The organism is Sphingomonas soli NBRC 100801, from assembly GCF_001591025.1.
Taxonomy (GTDB): domain Bacteria; phylum Pseudomonadota; class Alphaproteobacteria; order Sphingomonadales; family Sphingomonadaceae; genus Sphingomonas; species Sphingomonas soli.
Window position 1 is genome coordinate 40084 of sequence record NZ_BCTZ01000019.1, and the last position, 18663, is coordinate 58746.

Annotated in this window: 16 protein-coding genes; 5 read left to right on the forward strand and 11 right to left on the reverse strand. The window is 66.0% G+C overall.

Annotated elements, in window-relative coordinates:
- Window positions 1-25: 25 nt before the first annotated feature.
- Entirely contained in the window at window positions 26-1453 is a 1428-nt protein-coding gene (locus SSO01S_RS14385; RefSeq protein ID WP_066800048.1) for a DEAD/DEAH box helicase, read from the reverse strand.
- Between the two features lie 275 nt (window positions 1454-1728).
- Between SSO01S_RS14385 and SSO01S_RS14390 the strand changes: the two genes are divergently transcribed.
- Window positions 1729-2157 (forward strand): PilZ domain-containing protein, encoded by a 429-nt coding sequence (locus SSO01S_RS14390; RefSeq protein WP_066800051.1) that lies wholly within the window; start codon window positions 1729-1731, stop codon window positions 2155-2157.
- Between the two features lie 14 nt (window positions 2158-2171).
- Here SSO01S_RS14390 and SSO01S_RS14395 read toward each other — a convergent pair whose 3' ends face one another.
- The 4 genes from SSO01S_RS14395 to SSO01S_RS14410 all read right to left on the reverse strand — a co-directional run bounded on the left by SSO01S_RS14395 (window position 2172) and on the right by SSO01S_RS14410 (window position 6262).
- On the reverse strand, window positions 2172-2705 hold the full coding sequence (locus tag SSO01S_RS14395) for a hypothetical protein (RefSeq protein WP_066800054.1): 534 nt from the start codon (window positions 2703-2705) through the stop codon (window positions 2172-2174).
- Window positions 2702-3097 (reverse strand): cupin domain-containing protein, encoded by a 396-nt coding sequence (locus SSO01S_RS14400; protein ID WP_066800058.1) that lies wholly within the window; start codon window positions 3095-3097, stop codon window positions 2702-2704. Before SSO01S_RS14400 ends, SSO01S_RS14395 begins: the two co-directional genes overlap by 4 nt.
- Before the next feature lie 127 nt (window positions 3098-3224).
- Entirely contained in the window at window positions 3225-4832 is a 1608-nt protein-coding gene (locus tag SSO01S_RS14405; RefSeq protein WP_066800061.1) for a glycoside hydrolase family 43 protein, read from the reverse strand.
- On the reverse strand, window positions 4829-6262 hold the full coding sequence (locus SSO01S_RS14410; protein ID WP_083943118.1) for an MFS transporter: 1434 nt from the start codon (window positions 6260-6262) through the stop codon (window positions 4829-4831). Before SSO01S_RS14410 ends, SSO01S_RS14405 begins: the two co-directional genes overlap by 4 nt.
- A gap of 229 nt (window positions 6263-6491) precedes the next feature.
- On the opposite strand from SSO01S_RS14410, the gene ada reads away from it, so the two are divergent.
- On the forward strand, window positions 6492-7529 hold the full coding sequence (gene ada, locus SSO01S_RS14415; protein ID WP_066800064.1) for a bifunctional DNA-binding transcriptional regulator/O6-methylguanine-DNA methyltransferase Ada: 1038 nt from the start codon (window positions 6492-6494) through the stop codon (window positions 7527-7529).
- Between the two features lie 25 nt (window positions 7530-7554).
- Here ada and SSO01S_RS14420 read toward each other — a convergent pair whose 3' ends face one another.
- The 5 genes from SSO01S_RS14420 to SSO01S_RS14445 all read right to left on the reverse strand — a co-directional run bounded on the left by SSO01S_RS14420 (window position 7555) and on the right by SSO01S_RS14445 (window position 15827).
- A complete protein-coding gene (locus SSO01S_RS14420) occupies window positions 7555-9096 on the reverse strand; it encodes a S1C family serine protease (protein ID WP_066800220.1) in 1542 nt (513 codons plus the stop codon).
- Window positions 9097-9170: 74 nt separating this feature from the next.
- On the reverse strand, window positions 9171-10691 hold the full coding sequence (locus SSO01S_RS14425) for a tetratricopeptide repeat protein (protein WP_066800067.1): 1521 nt from the start codon (window positions 10689-10691) through the stop codon (window positions 9171-9173).
- 129 nt (window positions 10692-10820) lie between these two features.
- The gene (locus tag SSO01S_RS14430; protein ID WP_066800070.1) at window positions 10821-12350 is read right to left on the reverse strand and encodes a hypothetical protein; all 1530 of its coding nucleotides are present in this window, start codon (window positions 12348-12350) and stop codon (window positions 10821-10823) included.
- 107 nt (window positions 12351-12457) lie between these two features.
- Entirely contained in the window at window positions 12458-14626 is a 2169-nt protein-coding gene (locus SSO01S_RS14435) for a primosomal protein N' (RefSeq protein ID WP_066800073.1), read from the reverse strand.
- Between the two features lie 523 nt (window positions 14627-15149).
- Window positions 15150-15827: a DUF2490 domain-containing protein gene (locus tag SSO01S_RS14445; RefSeq protein ID WP_066800079.1), complete on the reverse strand. Its 678-nt coding sequence runs from the start codon at window positions 15825-15827 to the stop codon at window positions 15150-15152.
- An 87-nt stretch (window positions 15828-15914) separates the two neighbouring features.
- Between SSO01S_RS14445 and SSO01S_RS14450 the strand changes: the two genes are divergently transcribed.
- The 3 genes from SSO01S_RS14450 to SSO01S_RS14460 all read left to right on the forward strand — a co-directional run bounded on the left by SSO01S_RS14450 (window position 15915) and on the right by SSO01S_RS14460 (window position 18058).
- A complete protein-coding gene (locus SSO01S_RS14450) occupies window positions 15915-16328 on the forward strand; it encodes a hypothetical protein (protein WP_066800082.1) in 414 nt (137 codons plus the stop codon).
- Window positions 16329-16360: 32 nt separating this feature from the next.
- Window positions 16361-17014, forward strand: coding sequence for a fructose-6-phosphate aldolase (fsa, locus tag SSO01S_RS14455; RefSeq protein WP_066800084.1), 654 nt, complete (start codon window positions 16361-16363; stop codon window positions 17012-17014).
- A 153-nt stretch (window positions 17015-17167) separates the two neighbouring features.
- Window positions 17168-18058 (forward strand): tyrosine recombinase XerC, encoded by an 891-nt coding sequence (locus SSO01S_RS14460; protein WP_066800088.1) that lies wholly within the window; start codon window positions 17168-17170, stop codon window positions 18056-18058.
- A gap of 12 nt (window positions 18059-18070) precedes the next feature.
- On the opposite strand, the gene SSO01S_RS14465 is transcribed toward SSO01S_RS14460, so the two are convergent.
- Window positions 18071-18655 carry a DedA family protein gene (locus tag SSO01S_RS14465; protein ID WP_066800091.1) on the reverse strand — a complete coding sequence of 195 codons (585 nt, stop codon included), beginning with the start codon at window positions 18653-18655 and terminating at the stop codon, window positions 18071-18073.
- Window positions 18656-18663: the final 8 nt, after the last annotated feature.

The following is an 18663-nucleotide window of genomic DNA, read 5'->3' on the forward strand; positions in this document are numbered from 1 at the left end:
CTTTCATGCTTCTCAAACGCGATGTTTAGCGCGGACGGCTTCCACCGGCTCCCGCCGGACGGGCGGGCCGCGCATGATATTTGCCCTTGGGCCGGGCGTAGTTGCGCGGCGCGTCACCACGCGGAGCACCGTCGCGACGGGGCTCGCCCTGTGCGGGGCGGCGGTCGCCGTGCGCCTGGCCATCGCGCCGGGGCTGATCGCCGCGCGCCGGATTGGGGCGGGGACCACGCTGATGCTGCATCGCGCGGCCGTTGCGGCCATTCTGCTCGTCACGGCTGATCGGCATGGGCGAGCGGCTCGACTTGATCTTGGCCGATTCCGCCAGGAAGCCTTCGGGCAGCGGGACCACGGTCACCTTCTGCCGGGTGAGCTTCTCGATATCGCGCAGGTACGGCTTTTCATCATCGGCGCAGAAGCTGAAGGCCAGCCCCGATGCGCCCGCACGCGCGGTGCGGCCGATGCGGTGGACATATTGATCCGGCACGTTGGGCAGCTCGAAGTTGAAGACATGGCTGACGCCCGACACGTCGATGCCGCGCGCGGCGATATCCGTCGCGACGAGGATCTTGACCTTGCCAGACTTGAACTCGCCCAGCGCACGCTCGCGCTGCGGCTGCGACTTGTTGCCATGGATCGCGTTGGACGCGATGCCGCTACCGGCGAGCAGCTTCACGACGCGGTCCGCGCCATGCTTGGTGCGTGTGAAGATCAGCGCGCGATCGATCGTCGGATCGCGCAGCAGGATGGTGAGCAGCGACTGCTTTTCCGCCTGCTGGACGAAGGTGACGCGCTGTTCGACGCGCTCTGCGGTGGTCGCCTCGGGGGTAACCTTAACTTCGACCGGGTTCTTGATGAACTGGCCGGCGAGGTCGCGGATCGTCTTGGGCATGGTGGCCGAGAAGAACAGCGTCTGCCGCTTGGTCGGCAGCTCCTTCACGATGCGCTTGAGCGCGTGGATGAAGCCTAGGTCCATCATCTGGTCGGCTTCGTCGAGCACGAGGATCTCGATGCCGAGCATGATCGCATAATGCTGATCAAGCAGGTCGACGAGACGGCCCGGCGTGGCGACGAGGATGTCGACACCGCGGGCGAGATCGGTCTTGTTCTTGTGAACCGAGGTGCCGCCGAAGCAGGTCATCACGCTAAGGCGCGTGCCCTTCGAATAATTGCGGGCGCTCTCGGCGATCTGGCTGGCGAGCTCACGCGTCGGCGCGAGGACGAGCATGCGGCAGCCGCGCGGCTGGGCGCGCTTGCCCGATGCGACCAGACGATCGATCGAAGGCAGCATGAACGCGGCGGTCTTGCCAGTGCCGGTCTGCGCGATGCCGAGAAGATCGCGGCCTTCGAGCAGCGAGGGGATCGACTTTTCCTGGATCGGGGTGGCTTCGCTATAGCCCTTGGCCGCAAGCGCGGCGAGAACGGTCTCCGAGAGCCCGAGTTCTTTGAATTGCATTGTAAACCTTATGGAATCGGCTGACGCGCACGGCAAAAGAGCGCGCGCGGAAGCGTGGTGTCAAAAATGACGACCCGCGTGATAAGGGAAGCCGGAAAAAATAACCGAGGCAGAGCCGGAGCTGCTCGCTCCATCACGCTGCATGATGCCTCGATGGCGGCGCATATGGCAGGGAAGCTGACATAAGTCAAGGTTGCGGCCGAGGCGAGCGTGGCAAGAACTCGTTAACGAACGGAGCATAGCGTGTCGCGGTTTCCGACACAGGCCACCCTCATATGCTCGTTACCAAGCTCGAGATCCTCGGTGATATCGACCGGCGTGGAGCCATACGCTTCGACGCCGACAGTCCCAGCACGCTGCGCGTGCCCGATGGGAAGCCCATCGACGTGACCGTGGAGGATTTCTCGCGCACGGGCTTTCGCTTCATCTCCGAAGCGGACCTGCCGATCGGCACGTTGGTTTCGCTGGGCCTTTCGGGCGCGGGATCACGCGCTGCGCGAATCGTGCGGCGGCGCGACAATGTCTATGGCTGCGCATTCATGGTGGCGCTGAGCGCCGACGACATGGCCCGCGCGTTCAAGGGGCAGGAAAGCGTGCTGGCGGACCTCTCAGCCCGCCTCGACGCGCGGTTTCAGGCGGCCCGGATGGGCGAGGAGCCCTCGAGCGGGCTGATCGCGCGGCTGCGCGGCTGGCTGCGGCGCTGACTTCGCTGTCGTGGTCAGTCCGAAGGATAGCCGGTAACGCAGCCCATCTCGGGCACGAGCTTTTCCAATGGCCGGCCCTTGGCGAGTTCTTCGGCGAATTGGCTCAGTGCCGCGTTTGCCCGCTGAAGGCTGACTTGCCCGTCCGGTTCGGTATTTCCCTGCGAACCGATTCGGTACCAGATGGCCTCGCCAGCCATTGCCTCCTCTCTGGAACAGAGCGGCGGCGCCTTACTGGCGACAATCCGATAGCGGAGCACGACGCGCGCATTGGTTCCGGGAATCTCGTAGGTCTCTTCCGAGAGCGGGAAGCAGGTCGTGCCACCCCTCATATCCGGATCGATCGGTAGGAGCTTTTCGAACGCCTCCCAGCACTTCTTGTCGCTATAATGCCCGACAGTGGCCCGCGCGCACTTGCATGCCTTGCTCGCGAGGCTTTGCATCGTCGTCGGATCCAGGGTCGGCACGTACTTAAGCACCGCCCAAGCCGGAAATGCGATTGCACCGAGCGCTATGGCGGCCGCGACGCCGGTGAGGATGACACGGCTCATTGCAGCGGCTTGCCGTCTTCGCCCACCGGCACGCGCAGCTGTGCACCCTGATCGATCACGAAGGCGCTGACGATTCGCGCGGTCTCCGGGCCGATGCTTTTCGCCGCATGCGGCACCCCGCGAGGGATCAAATTGCTCTCGCCGGCGCGCTTGACGACGATCTTGTCGCCCATGCGGAACTCGACCGTGCCCGCGACAATATAGGCCATCTCCACGCCGGGATGGACATGCAGCGCTACGCCCTCGCCGGGAGCGTAATTGCCTCCGCGCAGCTGGACCTGCTGGGGAAGCGCATCCGCCGGGATATCGAAGCGGAGATCCGGCGGCGGCGGCAGGCTGTCCTGCGCAGTGGTTGCGGCAAGCAGGAGCGGGGCGAGGAGGATGATGCGCATCGGGGAAGCGTGGCGTGGTTGGCGCGGGGCGGCAATCCCCCTTTCCTCATTCCCGCGAAAGCGGGAGCCCGGAGCCACCCGCTGCGTCGCTTGTGATCCTGGGTCCGCGCTTTCGCGGGGATGCCCGCTATGAGGTCAGGTCGGCGACATATTCCCGCTCGCGATAGTCGAACCAGTCGAAATCGGCCGGGTGGTCGGTGCCGGACATGTCCTGACACGCCATGCCAATAAACGCGCCAGTAAAGTTCGGCGCGCCGGGCTGGGTGGCCTCGTCGGAGAGGATCGAAGCGTCGAACTGCTCGGGGAGCCAACGCCATTCGCCGCCGTCGAGACGATAGGCGAAGCGGAGGCGTTCGTAATCGACCTCGCAGCGCAGTTCGATGCGGCCTTCGGGCAGCGGGATGGGCGTGGTGAAGGCGTCGGCCTGGGGGCTGTCCGGCAGCGCGGACATCACGCGGAGGTGGCGGCCATGCTCCTCGTCATGGCTGACATGGAGATAGTGGAATTTGCTGCCGTTATAATAGGCGACCAGCCCGGCGGATTGCTGGAAGTGGCGGGGAGTGAAATCCATCTGCGTCGTCGCGGTGTAGCAGAAGGCCTGTTGGCGGCGGGCGACGAGCGACTGGGTGAACAGGCTGCCGATCGTCTCGCGGCCGTAGAGGCGGAGAAAGCCGGGGCGCGCGGTGAGGCTGAAGATCGCATCGGGATCGGGCGTACGCAGCCATTGCAGGTCGATCGGCAGATCGGGGCCGTCGAAATCGTCGCGCTGGTGGGTGTCGGCGCGGGGCGGCGCACCGACCACGGGCACGCCCTGTCCATCGAGCGTGTAGAGCCAGCCATCCTCGGCCCAGCGCATCTGCTGGATCGCGGTCTCGCGGCCCATCACGCAGCGGCCGCGATTGGGGAGCGGGCGGCCGCAGAGATAGACCAGCCAGGGCGCGCCGTCGGGCGCCTCGACCAGATCAGCATGGCCGGCGCGCTGGAGCGGGGCATCCGGGCGGGTGCGGCTGGAGAGGATATAGCTGTCGGGGTGGAGATCGTAGGGGCCGGTGAGGCTGCGCGAGCGCGCCATCGTCACGGCATGGTTCCAGCCGGTGCCGCCCTCTGCGGTGACGAGGTAATAATAGCCGTCGCGCTTGTAGAGGTGCGGCGCCTCGGTGAGGCCCAGAGGCGTGCCGGGGAAGATGTTGACGCGCTCGCCGATCAGGCGCTGCTCGGCGGGCGAATATTCCTGCAGGACGATGCCGGCGAAGCGGTTGCGGCCCGGGCGATGGTCCCAGAGCTGGTTGAGGAACCACTTGCGGCCGTCGTCATCGTGGAAGAGCGAGGGATCGAAGCCACTGGAGTTGAGGTGGATCGGATCGGACCAGTGCCCGTCGATGGTTTCGCAGGTGACGAGGTAATTGTGGAAGTCGCGGAGACTCGCGCCCGATGCGCCGCCGACGGTGGTGCGGCCATAGCGCTTCACATCGGTGTAGATCAGGTGGAAGCGTTCGCCGTCATGGCTGAGGCAGGGCGCCCAGACGCCGCAGCCATCGGGATCGCCGCGCATGTCGAGCTGGGAGGCGCGGTTGAGCGGGCGGGCGATCAGCGTCCAGTTCTCGAGGTCGCGGCTGTGGTGGATCTGGACGCCGGGGAACCATTCGAAAGTGGAGGTGGCGATATAATAATCGTCGCCGACCCGGACGATCGAGGGATCGGGATTGAAGCCGGGAAGGATCGGATTGCGGATCATGCGGGGCTCCGGCGCGCGCGGAACTGGATGGCGAGGCCGAGGATGAGCAGCAGAAGCCCGAAGCCGAAGCCGACATAGCCGGCGACCCCCACCGTGCCGATCCCGACATAGGCCAGATAGGCCGCGGTCGCGCCGCCGAGCAGGATCGGGATCCAGCCGCTCTCGCGTTCGACGCCCCCGGGCTTGACCACCAGCGTCCAGAGGATCGCGGCGGCGATCAGGTCCATCACCGCGAGCGCGATGAAGAAGGGGGTATAGCCGATCTGGGTGACCAGCGCGCCGATCAGCAGGGTGAAGATCATCACGCCGAGATTGGCCATGGTGCCCGCCATGCCCGCGACCGTGCCCATCTCGTTCTTGCGGAAGAGATCGGTGGCGAGGGTGATGCAGGTGACCGACAGCGTCTGGTGGGCAAAGGCGCCGATGCTGAGCAGGGCGACCGCGACATAGGGGCTGGTGACCGATCCGACGAAGAGCATGCTCGTCATCAGCACGGCGCCCAATGTGAAGGTCCAGCGGCGTGCGTCGATCAGCGCGATGCCGCGACGCTCGAGCCAGACGACCACGGCGGGCCCGAACAGGCAGCCGAGATCGGCGGCGATGAAGGGCAGGATCACCGCGATCGCCAGCTCCTTGAGGTTCATGCCGCGCACCTCGCTCAGGTACAGCGGCAGCCAGAAGGTCAGCGTCGCCCAGGTCGGGTCCGCGAGGAAGCGCGGGAGGGCGATGCCCCAGAAATTGCGGCGGCCGAGCAGCGAGAGCACCGGCGGCTTGTCGCCCGCGGCCTGGATATGCGCTTCCTGGCCCGACTGGATCAGCGCCAGTTCCTCGGGCGAGAGATCGGGATGCGCCTCGGGCGCGCGATAGTAACGCAGCCAGAGCAGCACCCAGAGGATCGCGAGGCCCGCGGCGATGTAGAAAGCGGCACGCCAGTCCCACCAGACGATCGCGATCGCGACCAGCGGGCCGGCCAGCGCGATGCCTGCCGAGGCACCGAGGTTATAGATGCCGCCGGCAAAGCCGCGCTCCTTGGCGGGGAACCATTCGGAGACGACCTTGAGGCCCAGAGTGTGCGAGGTGCCTTCCGCAAATCCCAGCATGCCGCGCAGAGCCGCCAGCCCCTGCCAGCTCGTCACCCAGCCGTGCGCTGCGATGAGCACGGCCCATGCCGTGGCGAAGATCGCCATGCCCGTGCGCAGCCCGATCCGGTCGAGGATATAGCCGACCACGGGCTGCATCATGATGAAGCCCTGAAACACGCCGGTGACCCAGCTATATTGCTCCTTAGTCATCGGCACATCGGCCTTGAACGCATCGGTCGCGACGGCGACGCCGAGTGTCTGGCGGACGAGATAGTTGATGATCGTGCCGAGCATCACGATCGCGATGATCCACCAGCGGAGCGCGCGGGTGCGTTGCCAGAAGGTCATGACCTCTCCCTCGGGCGTTCGCGCCCGTTAGCGCTAACAGTGACTGCAAGCGGCGCGGAGGGCAAGGGGGCGGATGGTAGGGGGCATCGAACTCCCCTCCTGAACTGGTTGCGCTTGGGGCGGGGGAACATGGCCTCGGACCTATCGGCGCGAGGCGGAGATGGAGGTTTGGTGTTTTGGTCGCAAGGCTCGGGATGTGCCCAGGGGAAGGGAGGTCTATATCCGACTCATGACCCAGCTTTCCCTCTCCGACGACGCTGCTTGGACCGCGTTCGAGGCGCGCGACCGGCATTCCGACGGGCGCTTCATCGTCGCCGTCACCACCACCGGGATCTATTGCAAGCCAAGCTGCCCGGCGCGGCGGCCGAAGCGCGAGCATGTGATCTTCTACTCCGACGCAGAAGCTGCGCGGGCGGCGGGCTACCGAGCCTGCCTGCGGTGCAAGCCCGACGAAGTGGCGCGCGATCGAATCGCGGTGGCAAAGGCAGTGGGGCTGATCGAGGCGGCCGAGGTGATCGTCTCGCTCGAGCAGATCGCGGCGGCGGTCGACTATGCGCCGTATCACTTCCATCGACTATTCAAGCGCGCGACCGGGGTGACACCGGCGGCCTATGCGCGCGGGCTGAAGGCGCGGCGCGCGGCGGTGGCGCTGACAGAAGAAGAAAGCGTGACCGATGCTATCTACGAAGCGGGCTATTCGGCGCCGAGCCGCTTCTACGAGACTGCCAATGCCCGGCTGGGAATGACGCCTAGCGCGTGGAGGCGCGGCGGGGCAGGGGTGACGATCCGCTGGACGATCGCGGATACCAGCCTGGGGCCGCTGCTGATCGCGGCGACCGGCAAGGGGTTGTGCCGCGTCGCCTTCGACGAGGATTCGCTGAGCCTCGCGCGGCGCTTTCCCGCGGCGGAGATCGTGGCGGGCGGCGCAGCGCTGGCCGAACTTGCGGCGCGCGTGGTTTCCGAAGTCGAATCGCCGGGCCGGGATGGGGATCTGCCGGTCGATGTGCAGGGCACGGCGTTTCAGGAAGCAGTGTGGAATGCGCTGCGAGCGATTCCCGCTGGCGAGACGCGCAGCTATGCCCAGCTCGCGGCAGAAGTTGGCAAACCCGGGGCGGTGCGCGCTGCGGGCACCGCATGCGGGGCAAACCAGGTTGCGATCATAATCCCCTGCCACCGGGTTCAGCGGACCGACGGGAGCATGGGCGGCTATGCCTATGGCGTCGATCGCAAACGGGCACTGCGCAGGCGGGAGGGGGTTGACGAGTGAGCGTTCCGGTCCGCGCGGGGAGGGACTATTTTGCGCCAGTGACCGCTGGTGGGGGCCCTTCCGCCTCCGTGCAGCGATAGACGAGCTTTTCGTTATACACCGCCGGCAGTGCCGTGCGGATCGACTGCTGCTGCGTGGCCAGTTCAGCGCGCTTGGCCTGGTCGGACGAGCAGGTCTTTAGCGGAACGCCTTTGCGCAGGCTGCGCGCCTTCGCCATCTGCTCGGACGAGAGCAGATAGCGCGTGTGCGTATAGGTCGCTGTGCCCGGGTCGTAATCGAGCACCGATACGGTCTGCTCTTGATCGGGGACCAGGATGCGCTGCCAGTGCGTGCCCGCCTCTGCATATTGCGTGCGGCCGTTGATGCAGCCGTCTTCGCCCACGTCCAGATCGACCGTGTCGGTGGCCGTGACGGTGACGCGGCTGCGCTCGGGCGCCAATGTGCAGATCATGCGGCCCTGCGTGATCTGGACCGGCGCCGTGCCGGTCGGGGTCTTCGGGACCGGGATCACCTTGGATTCGTCGAAGCCGGGGCGGCTGAAGAACAGGGCGATCGCCCCCAGCATCAGGATGCCGCCGCCCGCGGCCACCCAGATCGCCTCGCGCTGGCGGTCGCGGGAAAGCAACAGCCCGCCGCCGCCAACCGCCAGCGCGCCTAGCACGAGCAATAACGCGGCTCCGGCCATATAATTCTCGCGGGCCGCGTCGCTGCGGGCGCGGGCTTGCGCAATCGCGTCTTCGCGCTCGGCCGCGGTCTTGGCAGCGTTGCTGCGCGACAGCGCCTCTGCTTCGGCGCGCGCCTTTTCCTCCGCGGTGCGCTCCTGCGCCATCTGCTCCTCGACGCTGGTGCACGGCACGCCGACCTGCGCGATCGGCTGCCTGGCTTCGGATAGGAACGCCGCGAGCTCCTTGCCCGAGATCGCGAAGGCGAAGGTGGCGTCACCTTCATCGGCGCGGGTGATCGCCGAATTCACGCCGAGCACGCGGCCGCAGCGATCGAGCAACGGCCCTCCCGAATTGCCACGCGCGATATTGGCGGTGTGGAGCAGCACGCTGGTGCCCTGCAGCGTGCGCATCCCCGCAAAGCCGCCTTGCGAGCGCACCGGCGATTGCGGCTTGATGAAATCGGCTGCGGACCGGGCGGTGGCGATGTCCACATTGCCCGGATAGCCCAGCGCGAACAGCGCTTCACCGTCGGTGGGGGAGCCGGTGTAGAGCGTAAGCGCCGGCAGGCGGACACCGCTGAACTCGATCAGCGCGAGATCGCGATCCTTGTCGATCTTGATGAGCTTGCCCTGGAACGACTTGTCGCCCTCACTGGGCACCACGCCGATCACGACATTGTCGGGGTAACGCGAGGCCAGTTCGACGACGTGCGCGTTGGTGACGATGCGATTGGGCGAGACGGCAAAGCCGCTGCCATGGCCGAAGCCGACCACTTCGTCTCCCACCACCGCAATCGTGACGATGCGCACGACGCCGCGCCCCGATGCTGAAATATCGTCCGCCCGCGCCGGCACGATAATCGCGGCAAACAGGCTCAACAGGGCAAAAAAACGAATCAGCATCGGCGCATACGGCTCCACTCCGCGCCAATCCTCTCACCGAAATCGCCGCCGGGTTCAAGGCGGCGGCGCGTTTGCTATCGGCGGCGCTCGGCCTGTGGCTCGTCATTCTCGTTCTTGTGCGCAGCGCTGGCCAGCGCCTTGCCTGCCCCCGGAAGGTCGCCCTTGTCGATCAGGTCGATCGCGCTCTGCGCCTGTTCGCCGGATTTCGCATTGTGCGGATCGAAGGCGAGCGGACGCAGCACGATCTTGGCCTCTTCGCCCGAGCCATCCTCGATCAACTGCGCGGCTGCGGCGACGCGGATGGTGCGGACATCAGGGGCCACGGCCACCGCGTGATAGAGTGCCTGCTTGGCCGGCTGGTTGAGCGGAATCCCCGAATCGCCGAAGCTGCGGTAGAACAGCATCAGCAATTGCGGGTTGTCGGGGTTCAGCCGCTTGCCATCGGCCAGCACCTTGCGGATCGCGGCCCAGCGCGGAGCGCTCTTGTCCTTCTCCGCTTGGGCGCGCGCGGTCATCGCCATCGCCTTATAGGCATAGCCGCCGGGCAGCTTGGGATCGGTGGCGATGACGCGGTCGGCGGCGGCCTCAGTGGCGGCGAAGTCCTTGGCGTCATAGGCCGCCTTGGCGAGCACGAGCTGAGCGTCGGCATCGTCCGCATAAGGGGCCGCAGCTGCTTTCGCGCGGGCGTAGAGGGCCTGTGCGGCCTTCTCGTCACCCGGACCCTGTGATTCCATGCGGACGTCGATCATCGCCGCTTCGCCGAGCGTCAGCGCGTGCACTGTCACCGGGCCGGACTTTAGATCCGATGCCGGCACGACCACCGCCTTAAGACCCGTGCCGCGGCGATATTTGATGAGGTCGGCGCCCAGCTTGTCCATGCTGCCAAAGACTTGGGCTGCTTCGCTTAGCGATTTGCCGCTGTTGATCGCGGCAATATAGGCGCCGATCTGGTTTTCGCGGCCGGGCGAGAAGGTAAGCAGGTGGGTCAGCAGCCATCCGCCGGTGGTGAAGATGCGCTCGCCGGGCTCCTGGCGCTGCAGGTTGAGCATTTTGATGATCGGCTCGCGGTCCGCCGGGTTCAGCGCTCGCATACGCGCCCCGAGCTCGCGGCCCAGCACGATCGAGCCGTCGGGGCGAAATTCGGTGGTGCCGTGGAATTCGGCCAGTCCCTCCTGGAGCCAGCCGGGGATCGTGACGTTCGGCCATGCGACTGCATAGACATGGTGGGCGTAAGCGTGGAACAGCGGCCGCCGCGTCGCTTCGGGATCGTTGCTGGTGCGCGGCAGGAACGCGACCGATCCGCTTTCGGTGGCGCGGGCGAGATTGCCCATGCGGCTGCCCGCCAGGCGGCTCAGATTGCTCGGCTCGACGACGAACAGCGTCACCTTGTTGGCGGTCCCTGCCGGCGAATCGGGCAGGTTGCGAAAGCTGCGGATGCCCCGGTCGAAGCGCTCGAGCTCCTCGGCGTAATTGCGCAGCCACGCCTCGTCACCTTCGGCGTAAATCACGAAATGATCGCTGACCGCCTTGTGCCACTGTGCGTTGGCGGAAAGTGGGGGAAGCAGAAAAATAATTGCAATCAGTAGTTTACGCACAAGATGCCCCTGAATTCCGAGTCGTTGCGGGGGACGCTAGTATCGGATGCAACCACAGTCACGCAGGACTTTGTCGCAACCTGTAACAAGCAGGCTCGGCCAGATGGGTTTCAGGCTACGAGCGCCTTTTCAGGCCTCGGGTTTTGGCGAGGGTGGGGTTTCTTCCTCGTCTGGTTCCTCGCCGCCCGCCAGTGCCTTGCTGGCGCCTTCCAGATTGCCCTTGTCGATTTCTTCGATCGCGTTGCGAGCCCGTTCCGCCGATTTCTGGCTGTGCGGATTGAAGGCAAGCGGGCGCAGCACCGATTTCGCCTCAACGGCGAGTCCATCGCGTATCAGCTGCATGGCAGCCGTGAACCGGATGCTGCCGACCTGCGGCGCGAGCACCACGGCGCGGTACAGCGCCTGCTTGGCGGGCTGGTTTGGGGCCATCCCCGATTGTGCGAAGCTGCGATAGAACATCATCAGCAATTCGGGATTGTCTGGATCGATGCGCTTGCCCTCTGCGATGACCTTGCGGATCGCGGTCCATCGCGGCGCGCTATTGTCCTTGTCCGCGTTCGCGCGGGCGATCATTGCCATCGCCTTATAGGCATAGGCGCTGCCGAGCTTGGGATCGGCGGCGATGGCGCGATCGGCTGCCGCCTCCGCTTCGACGAAATCCTTTGCGTCATAGGCCGCCTCGGTCAGCACGCGCTGCGCTGCGGCGTCGTTGGGATAGGGAGCCGCCGCCGCCTTGGCGAGTGCATAGACTCCGTCGCGGGTCTTTTCATTGACGCCGCGATCGGATTGGATGCGGATCTGGATCGTCGAAGTCTCCGCTGCGGTCAGCGGACGGACGGTGATCTGCCCGATCTGCAGATCCGCCTTGGGCACCACCACGGCGCGAAGGCCCGTACCCCGGCGGTAGCGGGCCAGGTCAGAGCCGAGCTTTCCGGTGTCGCCAAAGGCTTCTTCAGCCGCATCACCCAGCGACTTCCCCTTGTTGATCGCGGCGATGTAGCTCCCGATCTGATTCTCCCGGCCCGGCGCGAAGGTCAGGAAATGGGTGAGCAGCCAGCCGCCGCTATAATAGACGTCCACGCCCGACGCGCTTTTTGACATCAGCAGCATCTTGCGAATCTGGTCGGTGGTGAGTTCCGACAATTGCCAATAGCGCGTCGCGGGTTCTCGGCCGATCACCAGCGATCCGTCCTTGTTGAACTCGGCCGAGGAATGGAATTCGGCGAGCCCTTCCTGCAGCCAGCCGGGGATCGCCACATTGGCCCAGGCGACCATGTAGAGGTGGTGGGTATATTCGTGAAACAGCGTCTGCCGCATATTGTCCGTGCCGCCCAGCTTGGGCAGGAACGCCCGCGCTCCGCTTTCGCGCGCCAGATAGAAGCCGCCAATTCGGTTGCTGCCGGCAAGCTTGGTGAACTCGCTGGACGACGAGATCACATAGACGGTGACCTTCGTCGCCGGAGCGGTGGGAGAATCGGGAAGGTTACGCAGCCGCCGCGCGCCGCGATCGAAACGCTCAAGCTCCTCGGCGAAGTTGCGGATCCAGTTATAATCGCCTTCGGCGTAGATGACGAAATGGTCGCTCACCGCCTGACGCCACTGCGCGCTGGCGGACAGCGGACACAGCAGAAACGCGAAAAATACCAGAAGCTTGCGCAACGGAGCCCCCTCCATTCGAGTCGTTACCGCAGGCTAGTTGGCCCGGCGTCTCGCGTCACCTTCTGATTTGACGCCAAAACGGTCGTACTGGGACGGTGGTGCACCGGTCACACGAAACTATAGGGATCGACGTCGACCGCGACGCGCACCCTGGCGCTCCAGTTCAGGCCTCCCAGCCATTCGCGGATCATGTCCTGGACGTCGAACGCGCGGCGGGCATGGATGAGCAGCCGGAAGCGGTGCCTGCCGCGCAGCATGGCCAGCGGGGCGGGGGCGGGGCCATAGACGTGCATCTCGTCCCTTTGCGGCGCGCTGCGGCCGATCATCCGCGCGACCTCCTCGGCGGCTGCCTTGTCCTCGGAGGAGACGATGATCGCGGCATAGCGGCCAAAGGGCGGCGCTCCGGCATCGCGCCGCGCCTCCGTCTCCGCAGCATAGAAGCTGTCGGCATCGCCCGAAACCAGCGCCCGCATCACCTGTGCATCGGGGGCGTGCGTCTGGATATAGACGGTGCCCGGCTTCTCGCCGCGGCCCGCGCGTCCGGAGACCTGCATGATCTGCTGGAAGGTCCGCTCGGAGGCGCGAAGATCGCCGCCGTCGAGCCCGAGATCGGCATCGATCACGCCCACCAGCGTCAGATTGGGGAAATGATAGCCCTTGGTCACCAATTGGGTGCCGATGACGATGTCGATCTCGCAATGCTCCATCCGGCTGACGAATTCGGCGGCGCGTGCGGGCGACCAGATCGTGTCCGAGGTGACGACGGCGCTGCGCGCATCGGGGAAGAGCGCGGCGACTTCATCGGCGATGCGCTCGACCCCGGGGCCGCAGGCGACCAGCGTGTCCTCGCTCTGGCACTCGGGGCAGATTTCGGGGGTCTGCTCGGTATGGCCGCAATGGTGGCACGAAAGGCGGCGGATCAGCCGGTGCTCGACCATCCACGCCGTGCAATTGGGGCATTGGAAGCGGTGGCCGCAGTGGCGGCAGAGCGTGAGCGGGGCATAGCCGCGGCGATTGAGGAACAGCAAAGATTGCTCGCCGCGCGCCAACGTTTCCTCCAGCGCCTTGACCAGGCGAGGGCTGAGCCAGCGGCCGCGTTCGGGCGGCTCGGCGATCAGATCGATCGCTTCGATGCGCGGCATCTCTGCGGTGCCGAAGCGGACCGGAAGCTTCAATTCCTCATAGCGGCCCAGCTCGACCTGGTGGCGCGTCTCGATCGCCGGGGTCGCGCTGGCGAGGATGACCGGGCATTCCTCGAAATAGCCGCGCATCACCGCGACGTCGCGGGCGTGATAATGGACGCCGTCTTCCTGCTTGAAGCTCGTCTCATGCGCTTCGTCGACAACGATCAGCCCGAGATTGGGATAAGGCAGGAACAGCGCCGAGCGCGCGCCGACCGTCACCATCGCCTCGCCACTGGCGATCGCCCGCCATGCCCGGCGCCGCTGCGAGGTGCGCAGCCCCGAGTGCCACGCCACGGGCTCGCAGCCGAAGCGCTTGGCGAAGCGGGTGAGGAAAGGCTCGGTGAGCGCGATTTCCGGGAGCAGCACCAGCGTCTGCTTGCCCGAAGCAAGCGCTGCGGCGACGGCCTCGAAATAGACTTCGGTCTTGCCCGAGCCGGTGACGCCGTCGAGCAGGAAGGTCTGGAACTGCTCGGCACCGACGGACTGGCGCAGGATCGAGGCGGCGCCGGCCTGTTCGGGCGAGAGATCGGGCGGGGCGAAGTTCGGATCGGGCAGCGGATAGGGGCTGTCGGTATCGACCACCACGGCCTCGATCGCGCCGACCTTCACCAGCCCGCGGATCACCGCTTCGGAGACGTCGGCGACGGTGGCGAGCTCGCGGACCAGCCCCTGGCGGTCGCCGATGCGCTCCAATGCCTGTTCACGCTGGGGTGTCAGCCGTTCGGGCACCAGCCCCGTCGCGCGATATTCCGTGATCGTCGGCGCGCTCTCGAAGGCTGCCGATGTGCGCAGCGCCATCGCCAGCACCGAAACCGGCGGGCTCAGATAATAATTCGCGGTCCATTCGACGAGTCGTCGGACCGGCGCGGGAATAGGCGGCGAATCGGAGACGCCCAGCAGCGGTCGCAGGCGATTGTCGCCCACCTCCGCATCCGAAGGCATGCGATCGGCTTCCCACACCACGCCCGCAAGCTGGCGCGGTCCCAGCGGTGCAACGACGATCGACCCCGGCTCGACCTGCATCCCCTGGGGGACGCGGTAATCGAGCGGGCCGAGCGCGGAGTTCATGACGAGGACGCGGGCGCGAGTCATTCCCGCCTCATATGGGGATTTGTGGGCGAAGCGGAATCCCGTATCGTCCGTGGGGTCAGGAGATTGCCCGATGTTGATCGCCGCTGCCCTGTTTGTCGCCCAGGCCGCGCTCTGCACGGCGATGGATGCGAAGCTTCCCGCGACGCTTGCCGTGTGGACGACGCCGGGACATGGGTATCCGAGCGACCTGACCAGGCCGGTCGTTCTCCAGAGCATCCGCCCCGAGGAGCTGGGCAAGCCGGTCGATCCGGCGAATCCCCCGGAACCTGCACTGACGGGCGGCGCGGCGCGGATCAGCTTCCGGATCGAGACCGCGGGAATCTATGGCATCGCGCTCGATCAGGGCGGCTGGATCGATGTCGCGCCCAAAGATGGCGAGACGCTCAAATCGGTCAAGCACGGCCATGGGCCGGAATGCTCGACGATTCGCAAGATCGTGCGGTTTGAGCTCGCGCCCGGGGCTTACACGCTGATGCTCACCAAGCTTACCAAGCCTCAGGTCAAGGGTGATGCTCGTCCGCGACTAGTCGTTCTCGCCCACGCTGGCGATGTTGAACGAGAGGGTAAGGGTGGCGGCGTGGTCCATCTGGTCGCGGCGACCGCCGCGGCCGAAGCGATATTGGTTGAGATACCCCACTTCGCCGCGCACCTTGTCTGCGATCGGGATTGAGAGACCCACCGCATTGCGCATCCTCTCATACCCCTCCCGCTGGCCCCAGCCGGTCGTGTTGAGGTTCACGAAATGCTCCTGCGTGGCGAAAAGCTTCAGGCCGTGATCGTTGAGCGACGCATCGAAGCCGAGTCGCGGGCGCACGCGCACGCCCACTCCCCCGCTTTGGCTGTTGAAGCGCTGCTCGACGCGGAGCCGCCCCGAAAAGCCCGACCCCAGCGGCACCAGCACCATCTGGCGCAGCCGTTCTTCATTGGGCTGGGCAACGCCACGGTTCCAATCCTCGACGTGGCGATAGCCGAAGGACAGTTCGACGCCGCTTTTCAGGGTGCGTGTGTAGAGAATTCCGGCCTCGGCATGGGAGAATCCCTCGGCGCGATCGCTGAAGCGGCCGATGCCTTCCAGCGTTAATTTATCGGCCTCGCTGAGTTCCACCGATCCGTTGGTCTGCAGCCAGAGCTGCTCGTCCATCTGCTGGGCGGCGGCGGGCGTGGCGAGGGCAAGCGAAGCGAGCGCGGTGCGAAACATCATCACGCCTTAACAGCATCGCGGGCGAATTGTTGCAAATAACGTAAAGAACAAATATAGAACAATGCGACTCGAATGAGGAGAATATCCGTGCTTCTGAGCGTCCTTGCGCTGGCATTGGCCGCGCCCCCATGCACTTTGCCGCGCGAGCTTGCCGGCTGGTCGCGCACCGGCCAAGGCCTTGACACCCGCCATGCGACGACGCGCGCTCCGCGCGGCGGGCGAGTCGAGACGCAAGTGACGATCCGCAAGGCGGGCACATTCGGCATCGCGATCAACGGTGACGGCTGGATCGACGTAGCGCCCGAGCGTGGCAAGCCGCTGCGCATGGTGGCGGAAAATCGCGGGCCGCGTTGCTCCGGCATCAGCAAGATCGTCCGCTACCGGCTTCAGCCGGGAACGTATCGCGTGACGATCAGCAAGCTGGGCGAGCGGCGGGCGCGGGTGATGCTGGTGCATGGCGCGCGCCCGGATGGGTTTGCCCGGCGGCGGCGAAGCGGCTAGGCGGACGGCAACCAGTTCCCAGGAGTCCGACCATGAAGTTCTTCGCCGATACCGCCGACACCGCCGACATTCGCGACCTGGCCGAAAGCGGCCTGCTCGACGGCGTCACCACCAATCCCTCGCTGATCCACAAGTCGGGCCGCGACTTCCTGGAAGTGGTGCGCGAGATTTGCGGGATCGTCGACGGGCCGGTCTCGGCCGAGGTCGTCGCGCTCGATCATGCGACGATGATGAAGGAAGCCGAAGTGCTTCGGAAGATCGCCGATAATGTCGCGGTAAAGGTGCCGCTGACGATCGACGGGCTCAAGACCTGCAAGGCGCTGACTGGCGACGGCACGATGGTCAACGTCACGCTCTGCTTCTCGGCTAACCAGGCGCTGCTCGCGGCCAAGGCGGGCGCGACCTTCGTATCGCCCTTCGTCGGACGTCACGACGATAACGGCTTCGACGGGATCGACCTGATCGAGGACATCCGCACGATCTACGACAATTATGATTTCGACACCGAGATTCTGGTTGCCAGCGTGCGCCACCCGATCCACGTGCTCCAGGCCGCCAAGATCGGTGCCGACGTGATGACCGCGCCGCCCGCGGTGATCCGCCAGCTCGTCAAGCACGTGCTGACCGACAAGGGCATCGAGGGCTTCATGGCCGATTGGGCAAAGACCGGCCAGAAGATCGGCTAATCGACAAATCCTCTTCCGGAGGGAGAGGGGGACCGCGAAGCGGTGGAGGGGGTTTCTCCACGAGCAATGGCGCAGCGATTGGGGCCACTCCCCCTCCATCAGGTTCGCCGGTCCCCCTCCCCCTCCGGAGGAGGCTCCGCTAGGGTCTGTCTCGTGACCCAGCCGCTGCCCCTTCTCTACGCCCAGCATCTCGCCCGCGACCGGCGGCGCTCGGCGCATACGGTGCGGGCCTATGAAGCGACCGCCGTGCGGCTGATCGGGTTCCTGCAGAGCCATTGGGGTGGCGAGGTCACCCGCGATGGTCTCTCCCGGATCACTGCGGCTGATCTGCGCGCGTTCCTCGCGACGCGGCGCAACGATGGGCTCGGCAATGCCTCCGCCGCGCGCGAGCTATCGGCGGTGCGCGGTTTTCTGAAATTCGCGAGCGGTGACGAGGCAGAGTTGCCGCGCCTGCGCGGGCCGCGCGTCAAGAAAGGCGTGCCGCGCCCGATCGCGCCGCACGAAGCGGTGGCACTGGCGGAATTGGCATCGGAGGAAGCGAGCGAGCCCTGGATCGCGGCGCGCGACTGGGCGGTGCTGCTGCTGCTGTATGGGGCGGGTCTGCGCATCGGTGAAGCCGTGGGGCTGACCGGCGCGGTGCTGCCGCTGGGTGAAACCATGCGGGTGACCGGCAAGCGCGACAAGACGCGGATCGTGCCGCTGCTGCCGCAGGTGCGCGAGGCGATCCAGGCCTATGTGGCCCTCAATCCATGGGGTGTCGCGGCTGACGCGCCACTGTTTCGCGGAGCCAAGGGCGGGCCGCTGCCGCCGGGGGCGATCCGCAAATCCGTGCGCTCGGCGCGGGCGGCCTTGGGGCTTTCGGAGCGGACGACGCCGCACGCGCTGCGCCACAGCTTCGCGACGCACCTGCTCGGCCGGGGTGCCGATCTGCGCGCGCTGCAGGAATTGCTCGGCCATGCCAGCCTGAGCTCCACCCAGATCTACACTGCGGTCGATGCCGCGCACCTTCTTGACGTGTATCGCAATGCCCATCCGCGGGCGTGACGCGCGCTGCGCTCAGGCGCGGCGCTTCCAGGTAAGGACACGCCACAGATATGCGATCGCCAGCAGCACGACGATACCAGTCACGATCGGGGCGATCCAGTGATCGATTGTGTCAAAGCTGGTGCCTAGCCAATATCCCACGCCGACCAGGATCGCGTTCCACACGATGCTGCCGCCGGTCGTGTAGAGAACGAAGGTCCAGAACGGCATCCGCATCAGCCCGGCGGGGATCGAGATTACCGTGCGGCCGATCGGCATGAAGCGGAAGATGAAGACGGTGATCCCGCCCCAGCGCTGGAAGAATTGGTGCATCCTCTCGATGTCGTGCCATTCGAGCGTCAGCCAGCGGCCCCAGCGCTCGACAAAGGGGCGTAGCCGCTCATGGCCATAGCGCCGCCCGATCTCGAACCAGAACAGGTTGCCGATAATGCAGCCAAAGGTGCCGACCGCCACCAGCGCGACAAAGTCGAATCTGCCCTGGGCGGCCGCGATTCCGGCCACGCCCATAATCACTTCGGACGGGACGGGCGGAATCACATTCTCCAGCACCATCAGCAGGAAGATGCCGAAATACCCCCAGGCAAGCCAATCGATCATATGGGTGC

Excerpts from the sequence above, each read along its gene's own strand:
- SSO01S_RS14385 (WP_066800048.1), bottom strand. The coding sequence starts at position 1,453 with ATGCAATTCAAAGAACTCGGGCTCTCGGAGACCGTTCTCGCCGCGCTT.
- SSO01S_RS14390 (WP_066800051.1), top strand. The coding sequence starts at position 1,729 with ATGCTCGTTACCAAGCTCGAGATCCTCGGTGATATCGACCGGCGTGGA.
- SSO01S_RS14395 (WP_066800054.1), bottom strand. The coding sequence starts at position 2,705 with ATGAGCCGTGTCATCCTCACCGGCGTCGCGGCCGCCATAGCGCTCGGT.
- SSO01S_RS14400 (WP_066800058.1), bottom strand. The coding sequence starts at position 3,097 with ATGCGCATCATCCTCCTCGCCCCGCTCCTGCTTGCCGCAACCACTGCG.
- SSO01S_RS14405 (WP_066800061.1), bottom strand. The coding sequence starts at position 4,832 with ATGATCCGCAATCCGATCCTTCCCGGCTTCAATCCCGATCCCTCGATC.
- SSO01S_RS14410 (WP_083943118.1), bottom strand. The coding sequence starts at position 6,262 with ATGACCTTCTGGCAACGCACCCGCGCGCTCCGCTGGTGGATCATCGCG.
- ada (WP_066800064.1), top strand. The coding sequence starts at position 6,492 with ATGACCCAGCTTTCCCTCTCCGACGACGCTGCTTGGACCGCGTTCGAG.
- SSO01S_RS14420 (WP_066800220.1), bottom strand. The coding sequence starts at position 9,096 with ATGCTGATTCGTTTTTTTGCCCTGTTGAGCCTGTTTGCCGCGATTATC.
- SSO01S_RS14435 (WP_066800073.1), bottom strand. The coding sequence starts at position 14,626 with ATGACTCGCGCCCGCGTCCTCGTCATGAACTCCGCGCTCGGCCCGCTC.
- SSO01S_RS14445 (WP_066800079.1), bottom strand. The coding sequence starts at position 15,827 with ATGATGTTTCGCACCGCGCTCGCTTCGCTTGCCCTCGCCACGCCCGCC.
- fsa (WP_066800084.1), top strand. The coding sequence starts at position 16,361 with ATGAAGTTCTTCGCCGATACCGCCGACACCGCCGACATTCGCGACCTG.
- SSO01S_RS14465 (WP_066800091.1), bottom strand. The coding sequence starts at position 18,655 with ATGATCGATTGGCTTGCCTGGGGGTATTTCGGCATCTTCCTGCTGATG.